At 67.3% G+C, this 25,415-nt stretch carries 20 protein-coding genes and 2 riboswitches; of the genes, 8 read left to right on the top strand and 12 right to left on the bottom strand.

The window, feature by feature from the left end; translation table 11 throughout:
- Positions 1-66: 66 nt before the first annotated feature.
- Positions 67-140, bottom strand: a riboswitch (S-adenosyl-L-homocysteine riboswitch).
- A gap of 69 nt (positions 141-209) precedes the next feature.
- Complete coding sequence (gene ltrA / locus EV147_RS15415; RefSeq protein ID WP_130392084.1) at positions 210-1,934, bottom strand: group II intron reverse transcriptase/maturase; 1,725 nt, start codon at positions 1,932-1,934, stop codon at positions 210-212.
- Between the two features lie 1,223 nt (positions 1,935-3,157).
- Here ltrA and thiD point away from each other — a divergent pair.
- Both thiD and EV147_RS15405 read left to right on the top strand, forming a co-directional pair.
- Positions 3,158-3,988 carry a bifunctional hydroxymethylpyrimidine kinase/phosphomethylpyrimidine kinase gene (gene thiD, locus EV147_RS15410; protein ID WP_130392083.1) on the top strand — a complete coding sequence of 277 codons (831 nt, stop codon included), beginning with the start codon at positions 3,158-3,160 and terminating at the stop codon, positions 3,986-3,988.
- A gap of 6 nt (positions 3,989-3,994) precedes the next feature.
- Positions 3,995-4,420, top strand: coding sequence for a PGDYG domain-containing protein (locus EV147_RS15405; RefSeq protein ID WP_130392082.1), 426 nt, complete (start codon positions 3,995-3,997; stop codon positions 4,418-4,420).
- Here EV147_RS15405 and EV147_RS15400 read toward each other — a convergent pair.
- From EV147_RS15400 to thiC, 6 genes are all read right to left on the bottom strand, one after another.
- Complete coding sequence (locus tag EV147_RS15400; protein WP_198680261.1) at positions 4,417-4,893, bottom strand: PaaI family thioesterase; 477 nt, start codon at positions 4,891-4,893, stop codon at positions 4,417-4,419. The genes EV147_RS15405 and EV147_RS15400 overlap by 4 nt on opposite strands.
- A 200-nt stretch (positions 4,894-5,093) precedes the next feature.
- Positions 5,094-6,221 (bottom strand): thiamine phosphate synthase, encoded by a 1,128-nt coding sequence (locus tag EV147_RS15395; RefSeq protein ID WP_130392080.1) that lies wholly within the window; start codon positions 6,219-6,221, stop codon positions 5,094-5,096.
- Positions 6,218-7,066, bottom strand: a complete 849-nt coding sequence (locus EV147_RS15390) for a thiazole synthase (RefSeq protein ID WP_130392079.1) — start codon at positions 7,064-7,066, stop codon at positions 6,218-6,220. The genes EV147_RS15395 and EV147_RS15390 overlap by 4 nt, the downstream gene beginning before the upstream one ends.
- Positions 7,067-7,073: 7 nt before the next feature.
- Entirely contained in the window at positions 7,074-7,271 is a 198-nt protein-coding gene (thiS, locus tag EV147_RS15385; protein WP_130392078.1) for a sulfur carrier protein ThiS, read from the bottom strand.
- A gap of 13 nt (positions 7,272-7,284) precedes the next feature.
- Positions 7,285-8,496: an FAD-dependent oxidoreductase gene (locus EV147_RS15380; protein WP_130392077.1), complete on the bottom strand. Its 1,212-nt coding sequence runs from the start codon at positions 8,494-8,496 to the stop codon at positions 7,285-7,287.
- Positions 8,497-8,662: 166 nt separating this feature from the next.
- A complete protein-coding gene (thiC, locus tag EV147_RS15375; RefSeq protein WP_130392076.1) occupies positions 8,663-10,540 on the bottom strand; it encodes a phosphomethylpyrimidine synthase ThiC in 1,878 nt (625 codons plus the stop codon).
- 116 nt (positions 10,541-10,656) lie between these two features.
- A riboswitch (TPP riboswitch) is annotated at positions 10,657-10,758 on the bottom strand.
- A gap of 210 nt (positions 10,759-10,968) precedes the next feature.
- On the opposite strand from thiC, the gene EV147_RS15370 reads away from it, so the two are divergent.
- Both EV147_RS15370 and EV147_RS15365 read left to right on the top strand, forming a co-directional pair.
- Positions 10,969-12,645: an acyl-CoA dehydrogenase family protein gene (locus EV147_RS15370; RefSeq protein ID WP_130392075.1), complete on the top strand. Its 1,677-nt coding sequence runs from the start codon at positions 10,969-10,971 to the stop codon at positions 12,643-12,645.
- Between the two features lie 187 nt (positions 12,646-12,832).
- Complete coding sequence (locus tag EV147_RS15365) at positions 12,833-14,374, top strand: methyl-accepting chemotaxis protein (protein WP_130392074.1); 1,542 nt, start codon at positions 12,833-12,835, stop codon at positions 14,372-14,374.
- Between the two features lie 73 nt (positions 14,375-14,447).
- Here EV147_RS15365 and EV147_RS15360 read toward each other — a convergent pair whose 3' ends face one another.
- Positions 14,448-16,115, bottom strand: a complete 1,668-nt coding sequence (locus tag EV147_RS15360) for a GMC family oxidoreductase (RefSeq protein WP_130392073.1) — start codon at positions 16,113-16,115, stop codon at positions 14,448-14,450.
- 218 nt (positions 16,116-16,333) lie between these two features.
- On the opposite strand from EV147_RS15360, the gene EV147_RS15355 reads away from it, so the two are divergent.
- Positions 16,334-17,737 carry a coniferyl aldehyde dehydrogenase gene (locus EV147_RS15355; RefSeq protein WP_130392072.1) on the top strand — a complete coding sequence of 468 codons (1,404 nt, stop codon included), beginning with the start codon at positions 16,334-16,336 and terminating at the stop codon, positions 17,735-17,737.
- 15 nt (positions 17,738-17,752) lie between these two features.
- On the opposite strand, the gene EV147_RS15350 is transcribed toward EV147_RS15355, so the two are convergent.
- Positions 17,753-18,640 (bottom strand): Kdo hydroxylase family protein, encoded by an 888-nt coding sequence (locus EV147_RS15350; RefSeq protein ID WP_198680260.1) that lies wholly within the window; start codon positions 18,638-18,640, stop codon positions 17,753-17,755.
- 141 nt (positions 18,641-18,781) lie between these two features.
- Positions 18,782-19,945, bottom strand: coding sequence for a methionine adenosyltransferase (gene metK / locus EV147_RS15345; RefSeq protein WP_130392070.1), 1,164 nt, complete (start codon positions 19,943-19,945; stop codon positions 18,782-18,784).
- 309 nt (positions 19,946-20,254) lie between these two features.
- Between metK and EV147_RS15340 the strand changes: the two genes are divergently transcribed.
- Genes EV147_RS15340 through dapF form a run of 3 tightly spaced genes read left to right on the top strand, consistent with a single transcriptional unit; the run spans position 20,255 to position 22,964 of the window.
- Positions 20,255-21,187: a lysophospholipid acyltransferase family protein gene (locus EV147_RS15340; RefSeq protein ID WP_130392227.1), complete on the top strand. Its 933-nt coding sequence runs from the start codon at positions 20,255-20,257 to the stop codon at positions 21,185-21,187.
- On the top strand, positions 21,184-22,077 hold the full coding sequence (locus tag EV147_RS15335) for a lipid A biosynthesis lauroyl acyltransferase (RefSeq protein WP_130392069.1): 894 nt from the start codon (positions 21,184-21,186) through the stop codon (positions 22,075-22,077). The genes EV147_RS15340 and EV147_RS15335 overlap by 4 nt, the downstream gene beginning before the upstream one ends.
- A gap of 14 nt (positions 22,078-22,091) precedes the next feature.
- Positions 22,092-22,964 (top strand): diaminopimelate epimerase, encoded by an 873-nt coding sequence (gene dapF, locus EV147_RS15330; protein ID WP_130392068.1) that lies wholly within the window; start codon positions 22,092-22,094, stop codon positions 22,962-22,964.
- A gap of 27 nt (positions 22,965-22,991) precedes the next feature.
- On the opposite strand, the gene EV147_RS15325 is transcribed toward dapF, so the two are convergent.
- Together EV147_RS15325 and EV147_RS15320 are read right to left on the bottom strand one after the other, a co-directional pair.
- Positions 22,992-24,533, bottom strand: a complete 1,542-nt coding sequence (locus EV147_RS15325; protein ID WP_130392067.1) for an AMP-binding protein — start codon at positions 24,531-24,533, stop codon at positions 22,992-22,994.
- A complete protein-coding gene (locus EV147_RS15320; RefSeq protein ID WP_235844760.1) occupies positions 24,530-25,414 on the bottom strand; it encodes a class I fructose-bisphosphate aldolase in 885 nt (294 codons plus the stop codon). The genes EV147_RS15325 and EV147_RS15320 overlap by 4 nt, the downstream gene beginning before the upstream one ends.
- Between the last annotated feature and the right edge of the window lies 1 nt (position 25,415).

Here is a 25,415-nt window from a genome sequence, read left to right as displayed (position 1 = left end):
GCGCCACACGCGGCAGGCGCGTGCATGGCGGGCAGGCAGGTCGACTCGCGTCCCGTGCAAACCACGGAACAGCGAGCGCCGTTGAGACATTCCGAGCCTGGCGGACGGCGGGGCCATCCGTTGCAACGCTCCTCGGGAGGGTAGGAGCATACCATTCCTGGTGACGCTCCCCCCTAAGAACCGTACGTGCGGGTTTCCCCGCATACGGCTCAAGCCTCAACAAAGTGGTCGAATAAACCGAACACCGGCTTCACAACGGTTCTGCCGTGGTGATGAACTTGAACATGACAACCCGGATGCACCAGCACTCGATTTCCTAGAGCGTCGGAGCCGCCGAGAACGCGCGGCACGATGTGGTGATCATCCCACCCCGTCTCCTTGGTCATCTTGCACTGACACAGCGCACATAAACCACGCTGGGACGTATACAGCTTGATCCACTGCTTGCGGTGCGACATGCTTTGCAGCATGCGCTCCTGTCGCAACTTCTCGCCATACATTTCCCAGGCCGGATCAAAAGGATTGTATTCCCACTTGACCTTCGCGTGCCTCCTGATCGGCGTGCCCGCGAGCGGGTATAACTCCAACCAGAAGGGATTGCCCTTCTTATCCACGGTTGTGGTACCAAACACCCAGTTCCGATTGCCGATGGTTACGAAATACCGCTTGCGCACCCAGTCAGCGTTCTTACCTCGATGTCGCCGCTTTGCCCACCGCCACAGAGCCTGAAAAACCATGCGCTCCATTCTGGTGAACATTGCCTTCGCTACCACTGGACTGTGATATTGCGCCCAGCCCCTTAGCATCGGGTTCAGCAGTCGGATCAGATCTTCTTGCTTTCTCCCCTTCTTGGCACTGATGACTCCTTTGACCTTGCGGTAAAACGCTTGCGCGTTTTTCTTGCTCGGCTTGATGAGCAGTTTCCCCGAGTACTTCCGGAAATTCCACCCAAGGAAATCAAAGCCTTCGGCGATATTGACGATCCGCGTTTTCTCCGTCGATAGTGTCAGCCCCCTGACAGCGAGGAACTGCTCCACCCACGGCTTCACTTCGCTTTCTAAGACCTCCGGTGTGTTACCGGTGATCACGAAGTCGTCCGCATAGCGCACAACATTTACCTTGTGCCTTCGCAGGTTGTGGGCCCCTAATTTCGCCTTGAGGGCGGTGGTCAGTTGCTGTTCCAACCCGTTCAGCGCCACATTTGCCAGAGTCGGGGAAATGATGCCCCCCTGTGGTGTTCCGGCGTCGGTCGCCTGAAACTGGCCTTGAAATATCACGCCAGCTTTCAGCCATTTCCTAAGGATGGCTTTGTCCATTGGGACATTGCGCTCCAACCAGTCGTGACTGATATGGTCAAAGCACCCCTTGATATCCGCCTCCAGCACCCACTGGGCCGAAACCTTCTGGGATAGGGAGGCGAATAGCTGGCTCATGGCATCCGCAGTAGACCGATTGATACGGAACCCATACGAGTTCGGATCGCTCGTTCCTTCGGACACCGGTTCCAGCGCCAGCAGATACAACGCTTGCATGGCTCGGTCCAACATGGTCGGAATGCCCAGGGGGCGCTTCTTACCGTTGGCTTTGGGAATGTAGACCCTCCGTAATGGCAGTGGCCTGTACCCCCGGCGCTTCAACTGCCCGATGGCTTCCCACCGGACTTCAGGCGTTTCCCACGTTACGCGATCGACTCCCGCCGTCCGCGCACCTTGGTTCATCGTCACTCGCCGTACCGCCGATGCCTTGGCGGAGAACGAGCGGGTCAAGGACCTTTGCAGGGCTTTCACCCGGCGCCAATCCTTTTCCTGTGTTGCCTTCGCAATTCGAATCTGCATTACTCGAACGTTCCGCTCTATGCGGCGCCAATCGATGTCGCCCCATTTTTGCGGTACGCCGGAAGGCGCAGATTCATCCTCGCGGATCAATGCTTCCATGCTGCCCTCCTATCTTGAGGATCTTCCCCAACATCGAGAGACAACATGCCCCTTGTGGGACAGGCTGTCCCACAAGGGAAGAAAAGTTAAACAAGCGAGTTCAGTCAGTCGTCTTGCGACGAGTAGACCAGTTGGAAGTCTGCCCGCTTTCGCGTGGGATGATGTTTCAATCCCTATCCGGATCATTACAACCCGGCATTCGCTTTTTCCAACCTCCCATACCCGCACAGCCGACAGCGTTCCTTGCGGTTCGCCTGCCTGAGCCAAACTGCACTCGGGCAGCCATACGGGCTTACCACGTTCCCCACGCGTTACACGACTGGGTTAGGGCCTGCCTCTTCGCCGGTGGCTTAACGACGACGTACTCCGACCACTCAACGGAGTATCCAGCCACGTACCTTTTGGTTGGTGCCTATCATCAGCTTTGGCACCGTAATACTCACGACGTTTATCAGCAGTTCACATGTGTTGCCCATACCAGCCAGCCTAGCTCCTCAACCGATGCTGCTTCGGTTTGCTGCCTACGGATCTCACGATCCATTGGCACCCTTACGGGGGCTACATTGTCAGGGAAGCTTCACACCCCACCGTTACCAGTGACGCATGTCCCCCTAGGCTACCGCTAGTCGCATAGCGGGTTCTCTATCAAGGCGCCCTCGCGGGCGTGCTCGACCGAACCATAACGCGTAGAGCTTTACGCTCCGGGCCTCAGTCCTTACTTATGTGCTCCCGTAAAGGCGAGCGCTTACCGACGTGCGAGCGCAGTGGCTGCAGTCGGTCCAAGACGCGATGCCGACCCGATGGATCGGTTTAAATCGTGTGGCTGTTATGCAACAGAGACGAGCGCAGACGCCTTCCCGCTGGGAAGGTGTCAAGGCGAATTCGCCCAAAGGCGAGCGTCCCCGCCTTGGGCAATGGCTGGCTGTTGACCAGCAAAAGAAAGCTACAATCCCTACCGAAAATCCGGCAGGCATTGCACCAGTATCGACTTACCTCACCTTGCGGCTCGGCTTGTCTAAGCAAGAAATGGTTGGGATTGGACGGTGCCAGCCGAGGCCGCCACCTTGTCCCAACAAAGGTCGATGCTCCTTACGTTGGAGCTACCCGGACACGAGAGTGCGTGTCGCACGAGTGGCGGTATTGTAGCGTGCCTGTCCGCGCCCTGCGGCGCGAATTGCCAGAATATTTCCAGCCAATTCCACCGAAACCATCCCGCCTCGCCCATGCATTCCACGCCACCCCGCACCCTGACCATTGCCGGCTCCGACTCCGGCGGCGGCGCCGGCATCCAGGCTGACCTCAAGACTTTTGCCGCGCTCGGCTGCTTCGGCATGAGCGCGATCACGGCCATCACGGCCCAGAACACGCTCGGCGTCACGGGTGTCCATGCGATCCCGGCCGACATGGTGGGCGCGCAGATCGACGCCGTGGCCGGCGACATCGGCGTGGACGCGGCCAAGACCGGCATGCTCGGCACCGCCGCCATCGTCGAGGCCGTGGCGGGCGCGGTGGACCGGCACGGCATCCGCCGCCTGGTGGTCGACCCGGTCATGATCTCGACGTCCGGCGCCACGCTGTCCGACGACGCCACGAGCCAGGCCATGGTCCGGCTGCTGTTCCCGCGAGCGATCCTGGTCACGCCGAACCTGCCCGAGGCGTCCTACCTGCTGGGCCGGCGCATCGCGCGGCGTGCCGAGATGGAAACCGCCGCCGCCGACCTGCTGGCGATGGGCTGCCAGGCCGTGCTGCTCAAGGGCGGCCACCTGGAGGACGACGGTCCCGGCGCCACCGGCCTGGACGACCTGCTGATGCTGGCCGACGGCACGGTGCGCGTGTACACCCATCCGCGGCTCGATACACCAAACCTGCACGGCACCGGCTGCACGCTGGCCGCCGCCATCGCGGCCCAACTGGCGCGCGGCGAGGCCCTGCCCGATGCGGTCAGCACCGCGCTCGATTTCGTCGCCCAGGCCATCGCCGCCGGTGCACGCCTGCGCCTGGGCGCCGGCAACGGCCCGCTCAACCACGGCTTCGCGCCGCGCGTGCTGGGCTGAGGCGCCATGGAGACGCTGAAGCACATCGACCTGCGCACCGACCCGGCCGCGCGCTGGTATGTGAAGGATGAAACGGTGCAGGTGACGTTCGCCGCGGAACCGGGCGAACTGGCCAGCCGCGAGGGGCCGAACCGGTATGCGGCGGGCGACGCCATTGTGACCGGCGCCACGGGCGACCGCTGGGTGGTGTCACGCGAGCGCTTCGACGCGCGCTACCTGCCGGTGGCACCGGGCGTGTATCGCAACCGGCCCGTGCCGGTGTTGGTCAGGGAGATGGCGCAGGCGTTCGCCATCGAGCGCTCGGCTGGCGGCGACGTGCTGACCGGCAAGCCCGGCGACTGGCTGATGCAGTACGGCCCCGGCGACTACGGCATCACCGAGCGCGCACGGTTCGAGGCCGTCTACCGGCCTGCGGCAGACCCCGCCGCCTAGTTCCCGCCCGCCAGCTGCACGAGCTTGAACGACGCCCGCGCCACGCAGCACACGGTGCCCGAGGCGTCGCGGGCCTCGCCCTCGCAGAAGGCGATCTTGTTGCCCCGGCGGATGCAGCGCGACTCGAACGTCAGTTCGCCACGCGCCGCCGCGAGGAAGTGGGTGGACATGTCGATCGTGATCACGCCCACGTCCAGCGGCGCATGCGAACGCGCGGCGCCGCTCAGCGTGAAGTCCAGCACCGCCATCAGCGTGCCGCCGTGCACATCGCCCCGGCTGTTCACCACATCGGGGCTGGCCGGCAGCCGCGTGCGGCACAGCCCGTCCTCCATGTGCTCCGGCTGCAGGCCGAGCAGCCGCATCAGCGGAATGTTGATACCGAAATAGGGTTTTTCCGGCGTGCCCGGCGCGGCGGGGATGATCTCGTTCACTGCTGTTTCCTCTCTGCAGGGTTCCGTATGGCGGAACCTCATTCCTCTGGTGACTGGAGGGAGAGGATATGCGGATTCGGCGGGAGCCGGAAGCGCGGTGGCCGGTTAGCGCCCAATGTGTGGGCCGGGCGGCGGTTCGCTCCCCTCCCGCCTCGCGGGAGAGGGGAGAAGAACAGCAGGGATGAGACGTTTGAGCAAGAAACCACTACCTTTCTGGCTCAAACGTCTCACGACATCGCAATTTACTCAAAAAGCCCCTTCAACCCCGCCACCGCCGCCGCCACGTCGTCTGCCTCGGTGACGGCCCTGACCACCGCGGCGCTGCCCACGCCCACCGCCAGCACTTCGCGCATGTTGCCGGCGTTGACGCCGCCGATGCCCACCAGCGACGGGATCACCGGTTTCATCAGCGCCACGTAGGACTGGAAGCGGCCCATGCCTTGCGGCTGGGTCGGCATGACCTTGGTCGTGGTCGGGAAGATGGCGCCTAGCGCCAGGTAGCTCGGGCCGATGGCGGCCACGCGCAGCATCTCGGCGTAGCCGTGGGTCGAGACGCCGAGGCGCAGGCCCGAGGCGCGGATCGCGTCCAGATCGGCCTCGTCGAGGTCTTCCTGGCCGAGGTGGATGCCGTAGATGCCGCTGTCGCCGCCGCAGGCCGCGTGATGGTCGATCGCCACGCGCCAGTGGTCGTTGATGAACAGCCGGCTCTGGCTGCCCCGGGCGGCACTGGCCGCACGGGCGATCTCGGCCTGGATGGCGGCCGGGTCGTCGGACTTGAAGCGCAGCTGCACGGTTGGCACGGCCAGCGGCACCAGCCGTTCGATCCAGTCGGCGCTCGGCAGCACCACGTAGAGGCCCAGGTCCGGGCACGGCGCGAACGGCCGGACCGGCGCGTCGGGCGAGGCCAGCGCGGCGTGGCGCACGCGCGGGAAGCGCGCGAACGCGCCCGGCCATGCCGTGCTGCCCGGCTGCCACGCGCGGGCGATGCACAGCGCGTCGTGCGCCGGGAAATGCAGCGACAGCGCCGCGCACAGCACCGCCACGAAGGCCGGCGAGTGCGGATTGCCGTCGTCGGCCTGCACGTCGAGCACCCAGGTACCCATCGGCGAGCGCACCGTGTCGATCCATCGCCCGCCTTCGCGCTCGGTCTCGATCAGCACGGCGCCGGCGGCGGCCACGCGGTCGATGGCGGCGGCATCGGCCTCGCCATCGGACAGCAGCACGTCATGGGCGCCGGGGCTCGCCGGGCCGTTGGCCAGCAGCCATGCCTGCCAGGGCGCCTCGTCGCGCCCGAACATCGCCGCGTAGCGGCGCACCAGATCGTCGAACAATGCAGCGTCCAGCGCTGCTGCCACACCCTGGCGCGTCATGCGCGATCCTCCGCGCCGGCGGCGTGCCAGAACGGCATGCCCACCACGGGCGTGCTGGCCTGCGCCACCTCGCGCTCGGGCATCGGGCCGGCAAGATACGCCGTGCGGCCCGCCTCCACGGCCAGCGCGAAGGCGCGCGCCATGTTCACCGGGTAGGCCGACTGCGCCACGGCCGTGTTCAGCAGCACGCCGTCGTAGCCCCACTCCAGCACCTGCGCCGCGTGCGACGGCAGGCCCAGCCCGGCATCGACGATCAGCGGCGTGTCCGGCAGGCGGTCGCGCAGCGTGCGCATCGCATGCGGATTCACGGCGCCCCGGCCCGTGCCGATCGGCGCGGCCCACGGCATCAGCGCCTGGCAGCCCACGTCGAGCAGGCGGCGGCACAGCACGAGATCCTCGGTGCAGTACGGCAGCACCTTGAAGCCTTCCCTGACCAGCGTCTCGGCCACGGCGGGCATGTTGAGCGTGTCCGGCTGCAGCGTGTAGTCGTCACCGATCAGTTCCAGCTTGATCCAGTCGGTCTCGAAGACCTCGCGGGCCATCATCGCGGTGGTGATCACTTCCTGCGCGGTGAAGCAGCCGGCGGTGTTGGGCAGCACCGGCACGCCCAGCGTGCGCAGCATCTGCCAGAACGTGTCGCCGCCCAGCGTCTGGCCGTCGCCGCTGCCCACGGCGGACTGGCGGCGCAGCGCCACGGTGATCATCGCCGGACGCGACGCCTCGACGGCCGCCTGCAGCGTGGCCGGCGACGGATAGCGCGCGGTACCCAGCAGCAGGCGCGAATCGAACGATTCGCCGTACAGCACGAACGGGTCGCGCAGGGTTTCAGTGGGTTCGAAGGTCATGGTCGGACTAGCCTCCCGTCACGGGTTGCACGAGGTCGATCTGGTCGCCCGCGTTCAGGACACGGGCCGCATGGGCGGCGCGCGGGACGAATTCGCCGTTCACGGCGGCGGCAAACGGGGGCGCGATGGCCGCCGCGCTGACCGCGTCCGCCAGCGTGGCGGTGTCGGGCAGGTCCAGCGGCTGGCCATTGAGCAGGATGTTCATAGGGGCTTTCGGGTTAGTGAAGCATGCCGGTGCCGCTCTCGGCCAGCACGCCCGGGAGGCCCGGCGCGGTCTCGCGCACGGCCTGGATCATGCCGGGCCAGCGCAGCGAGGCCGGCACCGCGTGGGCGGCCGGGTCGTCGTCGAGCAGCGCGCGCACCACGTGGCAGGCGGCTTCGGTCACGGCCGGGGCAATCAGCCAGCCGTGACGATACAGGCCGTTCACGCGCACGATGCGCGCGGACTGGTCCACGCGGATCGCGGGCAGGTGGTCGGGGCGCGTCGGGCGGCGCTGCACGTTCAGTTCGAGCACGCGCGCCTCGCCAAACGCCGGATGCAGCGAGTGCGCCGCCGAGAGCAGTTCCAGCGCCGAGCGCACGCTCATCGGCGACTCGTCCTCGCTTTCCAGTTCAGTGGCGCCGATCACGTAGAGATCGTTCGGCTTGGGCGCAATGTAGATCGGGTAGCGCGGATGCAGCAGCCGCACCGGCCGGTGCAGCTTCACGTCCGGGGCGTGCACGCGCACCACCTCGCCACGCAGGCCGCGCAGGCCCGGCAGCGCGCGGCCGGTGCCGTCCTCGGGGCCGTTCCACGCCGAGCGCGCGCCCAGGCCACGGCAATCGAGCACCACGCTGGCGTTGATGCCCATCGCGGGCAGCGATCCGGCATCGACCTCGCCGGCTTCCCAGACACATTGCAGCCCTTCGGCAATGGCGCACGACAGCAGCGCGCGCATGGCGCCACGGTTGTCCAGCTGGCCCTCGCCCTGCAGCAGCAGGCCCTGCGCGAAGCGGCCCGCGAGCTCGGGCTCCACCTCGGCCAGGCCCTTGCCGTCGAGCGTGCGCAGGCGCTGCTGCACCAGTTCGGGCGGCGCCACGGCGCGCATGCGGCCCGTGAACAGCGACAGCTCGCTGCGGTCGCGGGCGTGCCAGACCACCAGCGTGCCGTCTTCCTGGAAGAACACGGGTTCGGGCAGTTCGTGGAGCCAGGTGCGCCAGAGATCGACGCTGGCAATGCCGAGATCGACGATGCGCCGCTCGGCAATGGCGGATTCGGCCAGCGGCGCGAGCATGGCCGCGGCCACGTGCGCGGCCGAGCCGCTGCCGTCGGGGCCGCCACGCTCGACCAGCACCACGCGGGCGCCGGCGCGCACCAGGAGCCAGGCGGACAACCGCCCGGCCAGGCCGGCGCCGAGGATGGCAACATCGAAGGACTGTACTGCTGTCATGGGCTTGTTTGCCGGCGGCGTTGGCAAGAAGGTTGCGCCAGCCGGCCTCCGGTTGGGTGAATACCGCCGCGCCGCGTGGGGGCGCCGCGCGCGGGACTCGGGTACTGCGGTTGCTGCGGTAACTGCGGGGCCCGCGCGGCGCGCGGGCCCGTCCTGCAAGGCTGGCTTACGAGTAGATCTTCGAACCCGTCTTCACGAACTCGATCGACTTCTCTTCCATGCCGCGCTGCGCTTCCGGCAGCGACGCCGCGTAGTCGCGCACTTCCTGCGTGATCTTCATCGAGCAGAACTTCGGCCCGCACATCGAGCAGAAGTGGGCGATCTTGGCGCCCTCGGCCGGCAGCGTGGCGTCGTGGAACGAACGCGCGCGCTCGGGATCGAGGCCGAGATTGAACTGGTCTTCCCAGCGGAACTCGAAACGTGCCTTGGACAGCGCATTATCGCGCAACTGCGCGCCCGGCCAGCCCTTGGCCAGGTCGGCGGCGTGGGCGGCGATCTTGTACGTGATGATGCCTTCGCGCACGTCTTCCTTGTCCGGCAGGCCCAGATGCTCCTTCGGCGTCACGTAGCAGAGCATGGCCGTGCCCATCCAGCCGATGTTGGCCGCACCGATGCCGCTGGTGATGTGGTCGTAGCCCGGCGCGATGTCCGTGACCAGCGGCCCCAGCGTGTAGAACGGCGCTTCGTAGCAGTGCTTGAGCTCTTCGTCCATGTTGGCCTGGATGCGCTGCAGCGGCACGTGGCCCGGGCCCTCGATCATGACCTGCACATCGTGCTCCCACGCCTTGGCGGTCAGTTCGCCCAGCGTGCGCAGTTCACCGAACTGGGCGTCGTCGTTCGAGTCCGCGATGCAACCCGGACGCAGGCCGTCACCGAGGCTGAACGACACGTCGTACGCCTTCATGATTTCGCAGATCTCGTCGAAGTGCGTGTACAGGAAGTTTTCCTTGTGATGCGCCAGGCACCACTTGGCCATGATCGAGCCGCCGCGCGACACGATACCCGTCACGCGGTCCGCCGTCATCGGCACATAGCGCAGCAGCACGCCGGCATGGATCGTGAAATAGTCCACGCCCTGCTCCGCCTGCTCGATCAGCGTGTCACGGAACATCTCCCAGGTCAGGTCCTCGGCGATGCCGCCGGTCTTGTCCAGCGCCTGGTAGATCGGCACCGTGCCGATGGGTACCGGCGAGTTGCGCAGGATCCATTCGCGCGTTTCGTGGATGTGCTTGCCCGTGGACAGGTCCATGATGGTGTCCGCGCCCCAGCGGATCGACCAGACCATCTTTTCCACTTCCTCGGCCAGCGACGACGTCACCGCCGAGTTGCCCAGGTTGCCGTTGATCTTCACGCGGAAGTTGCGGCCGATGGCCATCGGCTCCAGTTCCGTGTGGTTGATGTTGGCGGGGATGATGGCGCGGCCGGCGGCGATCTCGCGGCGCACGAATTCCGGCGTCATGTCCTCGGGGCGCAGCGGCAGCGCGGCGCCCAGCGCGTTGCCGGGGTGCTGGCGCAGCAGGGCCTTGTACTCGGGCTTGTCGTACAGCGCCTGGAGATTCAGCGATTCGCGCAGCGCCACGTATTCCATCTCGGGCGTGATGATGCCGCGGCGCGCGTAGTGCATCTGCGACACGTTGGCGCCGGCCTTGGCGCGGCGGGGGTTGGTCAGCTGGGCAAAGCGCAGGTGCGCCGTGGCCGGGTCGTTGGCCCGCGCCAGGCCGTATTCGGACGACAGGCCCGGCAGGATCTCGGTGTCGCCGCGCTCGGCAATCCACTGCTCGCGCACGGCCGGCAGGCCGGCCTTCAGGTCGATGTGCACGTCCGGGTCGCTGTACGGGCCCGAGGTGTCGTAGACCGGAATCGGCGGGTTGGCCATCTCGCCCTTCTCGGTGCGCGTGGCGGTCTGCAGGATCGTGCGCATCGGCACGCGGATGTCGGGGCGGCTGCCGGGGATGTAGGTCTTGCTGGAAGCCGGGTAGGCGAATTTCTGGTCGAGATCGCTTTCGAGCGATTCGAACGAAGCGGCAGGGGCGGTACGGGCCATGAGTGTCGTCCTCTCTTTGCGGGGATGGACGAAACCAGGAGCCCTGTGAGCCGGCGGCGCGCGGCATGGCCGGCGGCGGCGTCCCGTTGCGGATTTCCCGCGGGACAAGAGGCATTCGGTTCTACTGTGAAACTTCCCACGCCGGTACTAGCCGGATCGGGTTCGAAGGGACTCTCTCAGCCGCCCGGCCCATCCGGACGGCACCCCTGTTTCATCCAACGGGGTGAATTTAAGCACAACCCCCTGCCCCGCGCTACCCAAAATTCGGTTGTGTCAGCCGTGCGCGCAGGTATCGGAACACCATGCTGCACCGCACGATGCGGGCCGGGTGCGTCCGGCGCCCTCCCCCGGGCTGCACTCGATTTGGCGAATCGGCGAGTTGCCGTACCATGGCCCGCAGCAGGTTGTTCCCATCGCCAGGAGACGCCATGACCGCCGCAGGAACTGACGACGCGCAAACCCACAGTGTGTTCAACCAGGTTCCCGACCTGGCCCGCCATGACCTGTTCGGCACCGATCCCGGCCTGCGCGCCGCGCTCGGCCGGCTGGGCGGCGGGTGGCACGCCGAGGCCCTGTCCACCTATGGAACACGGCTCGGCGATCCCGAGGTGCAGGGCTGGGCCGCCGACGCCAACCGCTTTACCCCCGAACTCCACACCCACAGCCGCACCGGCGAGCGCATCGACCTGGTCACGTTTCATCCGGCCTGGCACCAGTTGCTGGCCCTGCTGCGCAGCCAGCAACTGCAGGCGCTGCCGTTCGCCGCGCCGCGCCCCGGCGTGTGGGCCGCGCGCACGGCCGGCTACTTCCTGCAGGCGCAGGTGGAGTCGGGCTCGCTGTGCCCCACCACGATGACGCTGGCCAGCATCCCGGTGCTCGCCAGGGAGCCGGCGCTGTTTGCCGATCTCGAATCTCGTCTTTTCACGAAGGAACACGACGCGCGTGACCTGCCGTGGCGCGACAAGGCGGCCGTGATGATCGGCATGGGGATGACCGAGAAGCAGGGCGGCTCCGACGTGCGCGCCAACACCACCGTGGCCGTGCCGGTGCGCGGCGAGGGGCGCGGCGCCGAGTACGCGCTGACCGGCCACAAGTGGTTTTTCTCGGCGCCGATGTGCGACGCGCACCTCGTGGTGGCGCGCATGGGTGCGATCGACGGCCCGCTGTCGTGCTTCTTCGTACCACGCTGGCGCGACGACGGCAGCAAGAACCCCATCCTCATCCAGCGGCTCAAGGACAAGCTCGGCAACCGCTCCAACTCCAGCAGCGAAGTGGAGTTCCGGGGCGCCATCGGCATCCTGATCGGCGAGGAAGGCCGGGGTATCCCGACGATCATCGAGATGGCCACCAACACGCGGCTCGACTGCGTGATCGGCAGCGCGGCGCTGCTGCGCGCCGGACTGGTGCAGGCCATCCACCACGCGCGGCACCGCATGGCGTTCGGCAAGCGGCTGGCGGACCAGCCGCTGATGCGCAACGTGCTGGCCGACCTCGCGCTCGAATCGGCCGCCGCCACGCAGATGATGATGGCGCTGGCCCACGCGTTCGAACATGCCGACGCCGATCCGCTGGCGGCAGCGTGGAAGCGCGTGATGACGCCTGCCGCAAAGTTCTGGATCTGCAAGCGCGCGCTCGAAGCCACCGGCGAGGCCATGGAGGTCTGGGGCGGCAATGGTTACGTCGAGGAAGGCCCGATGGCGCGGCTGTACCGCGAGGCGCCGGTCAATTCGATCTGGGAAGGGTCGGGCAACATCATGTGCCTCGACGTGTTGCGTGCCCTGCAGCGCACCCCCGAGGACGGCGCGCTGATCCTGCAGGACCTGGCCCGGCTCTCGAACGGCCACGCCGCCGTGCGTGCCGAACTTGCCTCGCTGCAGGCCATGCTGCGCGCCCCCGCCGACACGCTCGAAGCCAGCGCGCGACGCTTCGCGCAGGGGCTCGTGCTGACCGCGCAGGCCGCGCTGATGATTGCGCACGGCGACGCAGGCAGCGCCGAACTGTTCATCGGCAGCCGGCTGGGCCGCCAGCATGGGCGCGTGTTCGGCACTCTGGATGGCGATACCGGCACATTCGAACGCGTCATCGCGGCGGCCTGGCCGGGCTGAGACGAAGCGCCGGAAACGCCGCGGCGGCGAACATCGCACAGCGATTGCTGCATTGCACGATTGTCACCTTCAGTGCGTGATAGCGCCGCCGTAAACGTTGTGGCGACGGGCTGCCGGCCCGCTGCGCAAACCAAGTTGTCACAACGGGACGGTCCGCGCCAAGCAGCGTGTGCCGCCAAAGCCTCTCATGAATATCAGCAAACGCCTGCTTCTTACGTTTTCCCTCTCATTGCTTGCGCTTCTCTTCGTCGGCCTTGGCGGCATCTGGCAGATGAAGAAGTCCGAGGAACGCTTCCAATACTTCAACGACAACACGCTGACCAGCGTGCGCGACCTGAACAACGTCAGCGGCGCGCTGAACACGGTGCGCACGGCCCTGTACCGTCACGCCCTGACCGACGACGTCGCCGCCAAGACCGACGCCGAAGCCATGCTGGAGCGCGGCAACAAGCGCTTCGACGAGCTGGTCGCCAAGTACGAGCGCAACAACCTCTCGGACGCCACCGATCGCAAGCTGCTGGAGGCCGACCGCGACGCCATGAAGCGCTACCGCGAACTGACGCCGGCCTACCTGGAGCGCTCGCGCGCCAACGATTTCGCCGCCACGCAAAAGATGATCACGAGCGGCGACCTCAGCCTGGCGTCGAATGCCGTGCGCAAGGCGCTCGACGACCATCTGGAATACAACACCAGGCTTGGCGATGAAGCCGTGGCACGCAACACGGCCCAATACGACGCCTCGGTGCGGCTGTTCTGGATCGTGATGGTGGCCGCCGTCGCCGTGACCGCGTTTCTGGCGTTTTCGCTATACCAGCGCATCCGCCACAGCCTGGCCGAGATCCAGGGCACGCTTGAGCACGTGAGCCAGTCGCTTGACCTCGACCACCGCGCGCCGGTGGACCGTCTCGACGAAATCGGCCTGACCGCGCAGTCGTTCAACACGCTGATCGAGCGCGTGGGCGGCACGCTGAAGGAAGTCCGCCGCTCGACCGATTCGGTCAGCGTGGCTGCCGCGCAGATTGCCGCGGGCAACGTGGACCTGTCGTCGCGCACCGAGGAACAGGCCGCCTCGCTGGAAGAAACCGCGTCGAGCATGGAGCAGCTCACGGCCACCGTGCGCCAGAACGCCGAGAACGCGCGCCAGGCCGCGTCGCTGGCCACCAACGCCGCGCTGGTGGCCGACGAGGGCAACCAGGTCGTGCAGCAGATGGTGGACACCATGGGCGCCATCACTGGCAGCTCCGCGCGCATCGCCGACATCACCAACCTGATCGAGGGCATCGCGTTCCAGACCAACATCCTGGCGCTGAACGCGGCCGTGGAAGCGGCCCGCGCCGGCGAACAGGGCCGCGGCTTTGCCGTGGTGGCCGGCGAGGTGCGCAGCCTGGCGCAGCGCTCGTCGAGCGCCGCCAAGGAAATCAAGGAACTGATCGAGACATCGGCAGACACCGTGCGCACCGGCTCCGCGCAGGCGCATGGGGTAGGCAACACGATGAGCGAGATCCGCCAGGCCGTGAAGCGCGTCTCGGACATCATCGCCGAGATCTCGGCGGCGTCGCAGGAACAGAGCGCCGGCATCGAGCAGGTAGGCCACGCGGTCGGCCAGATGGATCAGGTCACGCAGCAGAACGCCGCGCTGGTGGAAGAAGCGGCCGCCGCCGCGCAATCGCTGGACGAACAGGCCGGCAAGCTGCGCGAGATGGTGGGGCAGTTCCAGATGCGGGGGTAAGAGTCCCTGTCTGTTTTCTCCCCTCTCCCGCCATGCGGGAGCGGGGAGAAAAAACCGTAGTAATTCCTCCAAATTACTCCACCACCGCCGTCTCCCTGATCCGCAGCGTCACATGCGGTGCGAAGCGGATCAGGTCGTGGGCGCGCTCCCCGATCATGATGGCCGGTGCGTTGGTGTTGCCCCCGATCAGGGTCGGCATGATCGACGCATCCACCACGCGCAACCCTTCCACCCCTCGCACACGCAACTGTGGGTCCACCACGGCCAGCGCGTCCATGCCCATGCGGCAGGTGCCCACCGGGTGATAGATGGTGTCCGCGTGCTGGCGGATCAGTGCGCGCGCCTCGGCCTCGTCGCGGCCCTCGGCGCGTAGCGGCCGCCCGCCGAACACGGCCAGCGGCGGTTGCGCGAGGATGTCGCGCACGATGTCCAGCCCGGCCAGCAGCCCATCCATGTCCTGCGGATCAGACAAATAGCGCGGATCGATCAGCGGTGCCTCGCGCATGTCGGGCGACGCCAGCCGGACCTCGCCCCGGCTGCGCGGCCGCAGCAGGCAGACGTGGCACGAGTAGCCATGGCCCATCCGCAGGCGGCGCATGTGGTCGTCCGCCATGCCGACCACGAAATGCAGTTGCAGGTCGGGCTCGGGCAGTCCGGGCTGGCTGCGCACGAAGGCGCCGGCCTCGGCGAAATTCGAGGTCATCATGCCGTCGCGCTCGCGGCGGTAGCGCAGTGTCTCGCCGATCAGCCGCCGCACGCCGGCCAGCGACACCCCGAACAGCTCCGGCGACGCCACGCGCCGGTGCACGGCGATATCGACATGGTCCTGCAGATTCTGGCCCACGCCGGCCAGGTCGTGCACCACGGCGACGCCCTGCTCGCGCAGATGGGCCGCCGGACCCACGCCCGACGCCATCAGTAGTTGCGGCGAGCCGAACGCGCCCGCCGACACGATCACTTCGCGCCGCGCGCGCAGCACCACTTCCACGCCGTCGCGCCACGCCACCACGCCCACCGCGCGGCGGCGCTCGAACACGATGCGCAGCACCTGCGTGCCGGTCATCACGTGCAGGTGGCTGCGGCCGCCGTTGCAGCGGCGGTCGCGCGCGTTGCCGCCGTGCAGATAGGCGCGCGCCGCGTTCCAGCGCTCGCCGTCGTGCTGGGTGAGCTGGTACCAGCCCACGCCCTCCTGCTCCTCGCCGTTGAAGTCGTCGTTGCGCACGATGCCCGCATGCTGGGCGGCATCGATGAAATGCTGGGCAAACGGATTGGGCGAGCGGAGATCGCTCACATGCAGCGGGCCGGTGCCGCCGTGCAGCGGATCGTCGTCATGGCCCGCCACGCGCTCGTTGCATTCGGCGCGGCGGAAGTACGGCAGCACGTCGTCCCAGGCCCAGCCGTCGCACCCGTGCGCGGCCCAGCCGTCATAGTCGGCGGGGCGCCCGCGCGTGTAGATCATCGCGTTGATCGACGAACACCCGCCCAGGCCCCGCCCCCTTGGCTGGAAACCGCGCCGGCCGCCGAGCGCGGGCTGCGGCACGGTCTGGAAGGCGTAGTTGCGGGCCCCGGCGCGCGGCAGCATCGCGGCCAGCCCGGCAGGTGTGCGCACCAGCACATGATGGTCGTGCCCGCCGGCTTCGAGCAGCGCGATGCTGTCGCTGCCGCTGTCGGCCAGGCGCCCGGCCAGCGCGCAGCCTGCCGACCCGGCCCCAACGACGAGATAGTCAAAGGTCGTTTCCATCCGTCTCCCCGCCTGTCCGGTGCCGGCGTTGTCCCGGCGGACGCCTGCCGCGATAGTCCAGTGTAGGCGCTGCCACCGGGCTGGTGAAGCAGTGCAACCCCGCATCGGCGCGCTGCCCCACGCTGCACCCGGCGTTTGAGGGCTGCCCTCCATTGATATAACGGGCGGTCTGGCTTATGGTGCGCGATGGTCCATCGAGCCAGGCAAGGAGACGACGAATGAGAGAAGTGCCCGCCATGTCGACGGTGTTCGACGCCATGCTCGCCGCCTCGCGCCATGACCAGACGCCGCCCTGGGATATCCGCGCCGACCGCCTGCGCCGGCTCAAGCGGCTCGTGCGCGACAACCACGAGGCCATCGCCAGCGCCATCAGCGCCGATTTCACGAACCGGCCGCGCCAGGAAACGGCGCTGCTCGAGGTATTTCCGAGCCTGGCCGGTATCGACGACGCCTTGCGCCATGGCCGCCGCTGGATGCGCGTGCGCCGCGCCAGGACCGGGCTCTGGTTCCTCCCGGGCAAGTCGCGGTTGATGCCGCAACCGCTGGGCGTGATCGGCATCGTCGTGCCGTGGAACTATCCGCTCTACCTGGCCGTTGGCCCGCTGACCGGCGCGCTGGTGGCCGGCAATCGGGCCATGGTCAAGCTGTCGGAATTTACGCCGCGCTTTTCTGACCTGTTCGCCCGGCTGGTACAGGCCAGCTTCGCGCCGGATGAAGTGACCGTGGTCAATGGCGACGCCGCCGTGGCCGCCGGGTTCAGCGCGCTGCCGTTCGACCACCTGCTGTTCACCGGCTCGACCCAGGTTGGCCACCACGTGATGAAGGCGGCCGCCGCCAACCTGACGCCGGTGACGCTGGAGCTGGGCGGCAAGTCGCCGGCCATCGTCGGACCGGGGGCCGATTTCGAGCGGGCGGTGGAGCGCATCCTGGTCGGCAAGCTGCTCAACGCGGGCCAGACCTGCATCGCGCCGGACTACGTGCTGGTGCCCGCCGACCAGCGCGACCGCTTCGTCGAGACCGCGCGGCGCTGCGTGGGCCGGCTCTATCCAGATATCGCGCGCAACCCCGACTACACGAGCATCATCAGCCCGCGTCATTTTGGCCGGCTGGTCTCGATGATCGATGCCGCCGCCGACGCCGGCGCCCGCGTGGTGCCGCTGACCGACGCCGCCCCGGACGCCGCCGCGCGCCGGCTGCCGCCGGTGCTGCTGACCGATGTGCCCGGCGAGATCCAGGCCATGCAGGAAGAGATTTTCGGGCCGGTACTGCCCGTGGTGACCTACCGCGCCGTCGACGACGCCATCGCCTTCGTCAACGCCCGCCCGCGCCCGCTGGCGCTGTACGTATTCGACAAGGGCCGCGACGTGGTGGACCGCGTGATGCAGCAGACCGTGGCCGGCGGCGTGACCGTCAACGACACGCTGTTCCACATCGCCCAGGACGACCTGCCATTCGGCGGGGTCGGCCCCAGCGGCATGGGCGTGTACCACGGCAAGGCCGGTTTCGAGACGTTCTCGAAGGTCAAGCCGGTGTTCTATCAGGCGGGGCTGAACGCCGCCGGGCTGCTGAAAGCGCCGTACGGCAAGCGGTTCGAGGCGATGGTGAAGATGCTGATGCGCTAGGTCATGCGCAAGCTTCTACGCGTCCACCATCGGCCGACCCAGCATCCGCGACAGCACCGCTTCCGGCGAGTGCGTGCGGTCACCGATGGCCGCCGGATCGAGGTAGATGGTCTGTTCCATCATCGCCTTGCCGCGCATCGCGGCGTGCAGAAGCTGATCGCTGAACACGATCCACGTGGCGCCCGGCGGGAAGTGGAACTCCTGCTGGGGCACGGCCTTCTGGTAGTCGAGATCGGCCTTGGCAAGGTCGTGGAGTTGCAGCATGCGGTGGTCGTACTCGCTGCGCGTGCGCTTGGTGATCTGCAGCGTCTTCATGAGCCACGCCTGACCGGGCCACATGCCGTGCGTCTTCGGCACGAAATGCTTCGCAAAATCGCCAAAAGGCTCGCCCACGCGCCATACGCGCGGCGCTTCGGGGTCGATGTTGTGGAACACGCGCAGCAGCCGCTTGCCCAGCATCGGGTTGGACGGGAACGAATCGACGTGCAGCCGGGTGTCGTCCTTGCGCCAGCTCACCGGCCGCCCGGCAATCTCGCTCGGGCGCAGCGAGGTGCCGGCACGCGTCATATGCCCCTTGTACTCGGGAAACAGCGCATGGATCAGCGACTCGCTCGATTCCGCATAGCGCCGGATCAGGTTGTACAGGTCGGTCAGGTCCTGCGCCGTACCCGCCGCGCCACGCACCGCCGTCTCGTTGGCGCGCAGGTTGATGTTCTTCGACTTGCCATCGGAATAGCGCGGATCGAGAAAGCGTTCCTCGCCCGGCGCAAACTTGAAGTCCAGCTTCGGGAAATACAGCACGGCGCCCTGCTCCAGCTCTCGGCGCAGAGCGGCGCGTGTCTCGGGCGTTACCTCGGGCGACCAGTCGGTATAGGGCTGGGTTCGGATCAGGTCCAGGGACATGGCAATTCCGCTAGATTTGGTTTCTTGGATGGACCGGATTCTACTCGCTTGCCGGTCGTTCGCATGTGATGCAGGGGCGACAAAAAACCCCGCGGGTCCCGAAGGACCGGCGGGGTTTCTTCCAGGCCGAAGCCGGAACGCTTACAGGCCGGCGGCGGCGCGCAGCACGGCAGCCTTGTCGGTGGCTTCCCACGAGAACTCCGGCTCCTCGCGGCCGAAGTGGCCGTAGGCGGCGGTCTTCTCGTAGATCGGACGCAGCAGGTCCAGCATCTGGACGATGCCCTTCGGGCGCAGGTCGAAGTGTTCCTGCACCAGCTCGGCGATCTTCTCGTCCGAGATCTTGCCGGTGCCTTCCGTGTACACGGTCACGTTGATCGGGCGGGCCACGCCGATGGCGTAGCTGACCTGCACCTGGCACTGGCGCGCCAGGCCGGCGGCCACCACGTTCTTGGCCACGTAGCGGGCGGCGTAGGCGGCCGAGCGGTCCACCTTCGACGGGTCCTTGCCCGAGAAGGCGCCACCGCCGTGCGGCGAAGCGCCGCCGTACGTGTCGACGATGATCTTGCGGCCGGTCAGGCCGCAGTCGCCCTGCGGGCCGCCAATCACGAAACGGCCGGTCGGGTTGACCAGGTACTTGGTGTCCTTGAGCATGTCGGCCGGCAGCACCGGCTTGATGATCTCCTCGATCACGGCTTCGCGGATCTGGGCCTGGGTGACATCCGGGTGATGCTGGGTCGACAGCACCACGGTGTCCACGCTGTGCGGACGGCCGTCCACATAGCGCACCGTGACCTGCGACTTGGCGTCCGGACGCAGCCAGGGCAGGCGGCCGTCGCGGCGCAGTTGCGACTGGCGCTCGACCAGGCGGTGCGAGTAGTAGATCGGGAACGGCATCAGTTCCGGGGTCTCGTCGCAGGCGTAGCCGAACATCAGGCCCTGGTCGCCGGCACCCTGGTTCAGGTAGTCGTCCGAAGCGCGGTCCACGCCCTGGGCGATGTCCGGCGACTGCTTGTCGTAGGCCACCAGCACGGCGCAGCCCTTGTAGTCGATGCCGTAGTCGGTGTTGTCGTAGCCGATGCGCTTGATGGTGTCACGTGCGACCTGGATGTAGTCGACGTTCGCATTCGTGGTGATTTCACCTGCCAGGACGACCAGGCCGGTATTGCAAAGCGTCTCGGCCGCCACACGCGAATACTTGTCCTGGGCCAGGATGGCATCCAGGATGGCGTCCGAAATCTGGTCGGCTACTTTGTCGGGATGGCCTTCGGAGACGGATTCCGAAGTAAAGAGGAAATCGTTCGACACGATCTGGGTTCTCCAGGTTGGCTGTTGATGGCTATTGCGCGCCACCCTGAAAACCGTGCGGCGACGCTTTAGCGGTATTTAGAGCCGCCCGATTCGAGCGGTATCGCCCCGCAAGTTGTCAGTTAACTCGGCGATGGCAGGTATTATACGCGCCTGCCGGACGCGCTGCACAAGGCCCTATCGGGCGAGCAACCACCCTTATCGGCGTTTATTCGCCGTCAGACGGGTCTGAAGTTGCGCAGCACGATGCCGATTGCGCGCGACCGTTTGCGCGAGATCATCCCGGGAAACTTTTCCCCTAATGCCGTCATGACCTTTCTCTTCTGGCTCATTTCCCGCCTGCCCCTGCGTGTGCTGCACGCCATCGGTGGCGCGCTGGGATTGCTCGCCGCCCGGCTGCCCGGCCGTTACGGGCGCCGTCTCGTCGAGAACTTCCGCCACGCCTACCCCGACGCCACCGACGCGATGATTGCCGAGGCCGCGCGCCACACGGGGCGGATGATCGTGGAGATGCCCTATTTCTGGAGCCGCAAATCGCTGACGGTGCCAACCTACGGCTTCGACGACTACATGTGGAAGGAGCTGGCCGACCTGGTTAAGGACGGTAAAGGCGTCATCCTGACGACGCCGCACCTGGGCTGCTTCGAGGTGCTTCCGCAATCACACGCCCGGCTGCGCCCGATCACCTGCCTGTTCAAGCCGCCGCACCAGCCCTGGCTGCGCGAATTCGTCGAGCGGATGCGCACCCGGAAGAACATCGCCATGGCGCCGGCCAATCCGCGCGGCGTGCGCATGCTGGTCAAGGCACTCAAGCGGGGGCAGTCCGTGGGCATCTTGCCGGACCAGGTTCCAAGTGGCGGTGAAGGCACTTGGGCGCCGTTTTTCGGCAAACCCGCCTATTCGATGACGCTGGTACACCGGCTGCACAAGCTGACCGGCGCGCCGGTGGCCATGCTCTACGCGCAACGGCTGCCGCGCGGTGCGGGCTACCGCGGGCACTTGCGCATGGTGGGCGAGGGCGGCATGCTGCCCGATGATCCCGGCACGGCGTCGGCGATGATCAATGCCACCATCGAAGAGATGATCGCGATCGATCCCGCCCAGTATCTGTGGGGCTACAACCGCTACAAGCAGCCGGCCGGCGCCGGCGCACCCCCGGCCACCCTCCCCTCGGCTCCGGCTCCGGCTCCCGCCACTGCCGCCGCGCCGCCCGAGTCCGCCACCCATCCCGACAATCGATGAGCCGCTTCTTCACCTGGCTCGGCATCGGCCTGCTGACCGTGCTGGGCAAGCTTCCCTACCCCTTCGTGGCCCGTTTCGGCGAGGCGCTGGGCAGCCTGCTGTACCGCATTCCCAGTTCGCGCCGCGAGGTCGTGCGCGCCAACCTGCGCCTGTGCTTTCCGGAAAAGTCCGATGCCGAGATCGACGCGATGTCGCGCGAGACCTTCCGCAAGGTGTTCCGCAGCTTCGCCGAGGGCGGCATCTTCTGGACCTGCGGCGAGGAAAAGATGCGCCGGCTCGTGCAGATCGACGACCAGGCCAACCTGCCCGCGCTCGACGGCACGCCGCACATCCTGGTCACGCCGCATCTGTCCGGCCTGGAGGCAGGCGCCATCCGCCTGACCATGTACCTGCGCGACAACGTGGGACGCTCGGGCGCCTCGCTGTACACGGTGCAGAAGAACGCGCTGTTTGACGATTTCCTGAAGGTGGCGCGCGGCCGCTTCGGCGCCAACATGATCTCGCGCAATGACAGCGCCCGGAACATCCTGCGCGTGCTCAAGCAGGGGGAGGCCCTGCAGTTGATCTCCGACATGGATTTCGGCCCGCGCGACTCCGAGTTCATCCCGTTCTTCGGCGTGCCGGCGCTGACGCTGACCGCCGTGTCGCGGCTGTCCCGCGCGTCCGGCGCCCGCGTGGTGCCGATCTATACCGAGCAGTTGCCCGACTACAAGGGCTACGTACTGCACATCCTGCCGCCCTGGGACAACTATCCCGGCGAGACCGTGACCGAAGACACGCGGCGCATGAACCAGTTCTTCGAAGACGCGGTGCGGCCGCGCGTGGCGGACTATTACTGGGTGCACAAGCGCTTCAAGCACCGGCCGCCCGGCGAACCCGACATCTACTGATTACAATGCCGAGCATGAAACTCCAGTTCACCAAAATGCATGGCGCGGGCAACGATTTCATCGTGCTCGACGGCATCCACCAGCGGCTCGACCTGACGGACGCCCAGTGGCGCGCGCTGGCGAGCCGGCACTTCGGCATCGGCGCGGACCAGATCCTGATCGTCGAGAAATCCGATCGCCCCGACGTCGATTTCCGCTACCGCATCTTCAACAATGACGGCGGCGAGGTAGAGCACTGCGGCAACGGCGCGCGCTGCTTCGTGCGCTTCGTGACCGACAAGGGCATGACCGACAAGCGCACCGTACGCGTGGAGGTCATGAACGGCGTGATCACGCTGACGCTGCAGGACGACGGCCAGGTGACCGTGGACATGGGCGCGCCCGAGCTGGAGCCGGCGCGCGTACCGTTCGTCGCCGAGGGCCTGCCCACGCGCGGCGAGGGCAGCGACACCCTCTTCGGCCTCGAAATCAATGGCCGCACCGCCTGGATCTCGCCCGTCTCGATGGGCAATCCGCATGCCGTTCAGGTCGTGGACGATGTCGAGCAGTTCCCGGTGCTGCAGGACGGCCCGGTGATCGAGCACCACAAGACCTTCCCCAACCGCGTCAACGCCGGCTTCATGCAGGTGGTGGATCGCCAGACCATCCGGCTGCGCGTGTTCGAACGCGGCGCCGGCGAGACGCTGGCGTGCGGCACCGGCGCCTGCGCGGCCGTGGTCGCCGGTATCCGGCGCGGCCTGCTTGAGTCGCCGGTCAAGGTCCACACCCATGGCGGCGACCTGACGATCGCCTGGGATGGCGCCGGCCAGCCAGTGCAGATGACCGGCCCTGCCACCACCGTTTTCGAAGGGTCGATTGACCTGGCTCTGCTGAAGACGGCCGGCTGAGCGTCCTTACCCGATCCAGGCCGCCGATCAGATCGGGACCACGCCCCGCTGCGCGCCCAATTGGCGCCCTGCCACGGCAGCGGCCAGTTCGCCGCGACGGAGCTTGCCGTTGGGAGAACTGGCCAATCCCGGCACGATCTCGATGCGATCCGGCCGCAACGCATGCGGCTGCAACGCGTCCCGCATGCGGCGCATCAGCGCCGCCACCACGGCATCCCCGTCCCGGTGCGCATCGCCCAGCACAATGAAGGCTCGCAACCGCTGCAAGCCCTCCTCCGTGGTCACGGGAACGGCCGCCACCTGGAGCACCCGCTCGTCGGTCAGCAGGAAGCTTTCCAGGTCCTGCGGAGAGACCCAGTGCCCGGCAATCTTGACGCGCTCGCTGTGCCGGGAGAGAAACGACCACCCGTTCGCCGCACTGGTGAACAAGTCGCCAGTGGCCAACCACGGCGACTGCCGCAACCGGCACAGTTCGGCGTCCGGTTCGAGATATCCGAGCATCATCAGCGGCCCGGCCAGCGACACGGTCATCGCCGACGTATCCCCTGCCGCACGATCGGCGATGGCGTAGGCGTAACGGAACGCCGACGTCTCCCGCAGGCCCGGCCCCTGCCCGGGCAGTTCGGTGAAGTACGGCAGAAAGCTCTCGGTCGTCCCGATCGAATCAACCAGCGGTGCCCCGGCAAAGGCGGCCCAGCGGGTCCGGATCACGTCGGGCAGACGCTCACCCGCCGACAGGCAAAGCCGCAGCGAGCCAAGGGTGTACCGGCGGCTCGCGCGCGTCATCAGCAGGTGGTACAGCGTGGGGACCGCCAGGAAAACCGTGACGGCCTCGCGCTCGATAGTTTCCAGGAAAGCCTCGTGGCGCGCCCATTCGGGCAGCAGCACGGCCCGCGCGCCCAGTGACAGCGCGGTATGGATGCCCTGCAACCCAAACGAGAAATAGGGACCACTGCTACCTAGCACGACATCATCGGCGTGCATCTGCCAGAGCGGGCGCGTGACATGGGAATCGAATCCCGGGATGGCACCGTGCGCATGCACGCACAGCTTCGCGCTGCCGGTCGATCCCGAGGACGCCAGGCAGAAGGCGGGATCATCCCGTGCCACGGCCAGCGCGGGCGTCTGCGTCGCCGGGGTCGGCGACAGCGCGTCCGCAGGGCAGATCTCGCCCAATTCAACGCCGGCCCCGGCCGGGCCAGTGCGGTCCCGGAATATGGCATCGGGCCGGAAATCGGCAACCAGCCTGGCGTGGGCATCCGCGCCCAGGCCGGGGTGCATCACACATGGCAAGCATCCCGCCCTCATGGCGCCCAGCCAGGCACATACGGTTTCGAGCGTGCTGCCGCCCACGATCGCCACCCGCATCGGTTCGGCGCGCCGCAGGGCTACCGCACCAAACAGATCGGCCATGCGCAGGCTTCCGGCCAGTAACTGGCCATAGGTCAGCTCACGGCGTCCGTTGGCGCCGCACTCGACGAGCGCCACGCGATCTCCGTGGCCACCCCTGACGTGGCGGTCCACCATCCAGTCGGCGCAGTTCAGCGAAGCATGACGGTCTGCGCTCATATCGTTGCCTGCTGCCGGCTGGCCTGCGCGCTGCGGGCAGACGTTCGCGCTGCGTACGGCAGATGCATCGCCGCGCCTTCGGCTTCATCCGTCCCGCCCGAGCGAAGGACCTGCGCCAGCCGGCGCAGGATGGCCGGTGGATCGTCTCGCTGGAACACGTTCCGGCCCGCGCACAGCCCGGCCCCGCCGCACGCAACGACGCCATGTGCCAGCGCGATCAGCGTCTCGTCCGGCATCATCGCGCCACCGGCCAGCACCACGGGCGTATGCGTCTGGATGCCGTCCAGCAACTCGCCAAGCCGTTCCGGATCGCCCGGCGCGCAGATCTTGAGCACGTCAGCCCCCAGTTCGACGGCGGCACGCATGAAATGCCGCATGCGCGCGATGCCGTCCTCGGGCCGCCCGTCCATCCTGTCGTAGACCATCGCCATCAGCGGCAGGCCGTACAGATGCGCCTGCTCCACGGCCTCGCCGATCAGCCTCAGATTGTGCGCCGCGGTGTGCGCGGAGAAATTGGTCTGTACCGATACCGCGTCCGCGCCGAGCCGCACCGCGGCCTCCACGCTCGTCAGCAGCACCTTGCGGTCTGGCTCCTCATCCAGCGCCAGCGCACCGTTCAGATGGACCATCATCCCGCATCCGGCGATGTCCAGCCCGAAGCGCTCGGCCAGGCCCTTGTGCAGGACAACGCCTGTGACCAGTTCCGGCGTGAGCCAGCGGGATATCGTCTCCAGGCGTTCCAGGCCGCGAACCGGGCCCAGCGTGAGGCCGTGGTCCATCGGGACGATCAGCGCGAGGCCGCTCGCGGGATCGAGGAATCGCGACCAGCGTCGCGCGCGTGCATTGTCAGTCATGGCATTGTCCTTGGGGGAGTGCAACAAC

The organism is Cupriavidus agavae, assembly GCF_004217045.1.
Lineage (GTDB): Bacteria > Pseudomonadota > Gammaproteobacteria > Burkholderiales > Burkholderiaceae > Cupriavidus > Cupriavidus agavae.
This window is presented reverse-complemented; position numbering and strand designations above follow the sequence as displayed.

Coding starts and splice junctions, on each gene's coding strand:
- ltrA (WP_130392084.1), bottom strand. CDS start 1,934: ATGGAAGCATTGATCCGCGAGGATGAATCTGCGCCTTCCGGCGTACCG.
- thiD (WP_130392083.1), top strand. CDS start 3,158: ATGCATTCCACGCCACCCCGCACCCTGACCATTGCCGGCTCCGACTCC.
- EV147_RS15405 (WP_130392082.1), top strand. CDS start 3,995: ATGGAGACGCTGAAGCACATCGACCTGCGCACCGACCCGGCCGCGCGC.
- EV147_RS15400 (WP_198680261.1), bottom strand. CDS start 4,893: ATGAGGTTCCGCCATACGGAACCCTGCAGAGAGGAAACAGCAGTGAAC.
- EV147_RS15395 (WP_130392080.1), bottom strand. CDS start 6,221: ATGACGCGCCAGGGTGTGGCAGCAGCGCTGGACGCTGCATTGTTCGAC.
- EV147_RS15390 (WP_130392079.1), bottom strand. CDS start 7,066: ATGACCTTCGAACCCACTGAAACCCTGCGCGACCCGTTCGTGCTGTAC.
- thiS (WP_130392078.1), bottom strand. CDS start 7,271: ATGAACATCCTGCTCAATGGCCAGCCGCTGGACCTGCCCGACACCGCC.
- EV147_RS15380 (WP_130392077.1), bottom strand. CDS start 8,496: ATGACAGCAGTACAGTCCTTCGATGTTGCCATCCTCGGCGCCGGCCTG.
- thiC (WP_130392076.1), bottom strand. CDS start 10,540: ATGGCCCGTACCGCCCCTGCCGCTTCGTTCGAATCGCTCGAAAGCGAT.
- EV147_RS15370 (WP_130392075.1), top strand. CDS start 10,969: ATGACCGCCGCAGGAACTGACGACGCGCAAACCCACAGTGTGTTCAAC.
- EV147_RS15365 (WP_130392074.1), top strand. CDS start 12,833: ATGAATATCAGCAAACGCCTGCTTCTTACGTTTTCCCTCTCATTGCTT.
- EV147_RS15360 (WP_130392073.1), bottom strand. CDS start 16,115: ATGGAAACGACCTTTGACTATCTCGTCGTTGGGGCCGGGTCGGCAGGC.
- EV147_RS15355 (WP_130392072.1), top strand. CDS start 16,334: ATGAGAGAAGTGCCCGCCATGTCGACGGTGTTCGACGCCATGCTCGCC.
- EV147_RS15350 (WP_198680260.1), bottom strand. CDS start 18,640: ATGTCCCTGGACCTGATCCGAACCCAGCCCTATACCGACTGGTCGCCC.
- EV147_RS15340 (WP_130392227.1), top strand. CDS start 20,255: ATGACCTTTCTCTTCTGGCTCATTTCCCGCCTGCCCCTGCGTGTGCTG.
- EV147_RS15335 (WP_130392069.1), top strand. CDS start 21,184: ATGAGCCGCTTCTTCACCTGGCTCGGCATCGGCCTGCTGACCGTGCTG.
- dapF (WP_130392068.1), top strand. CDS start 22,092: ATGAAACTCCAGTTCACCAAAATGCATGGCGCGGGCAACGATTTCATC.
- EV147_RS15325 (WP_130392067.1), bottom strand. CDS start 24,533: ATGAGCGCAGACCGTCATGCTTCGCTGAACTGCGCCGACTGGATGGTG.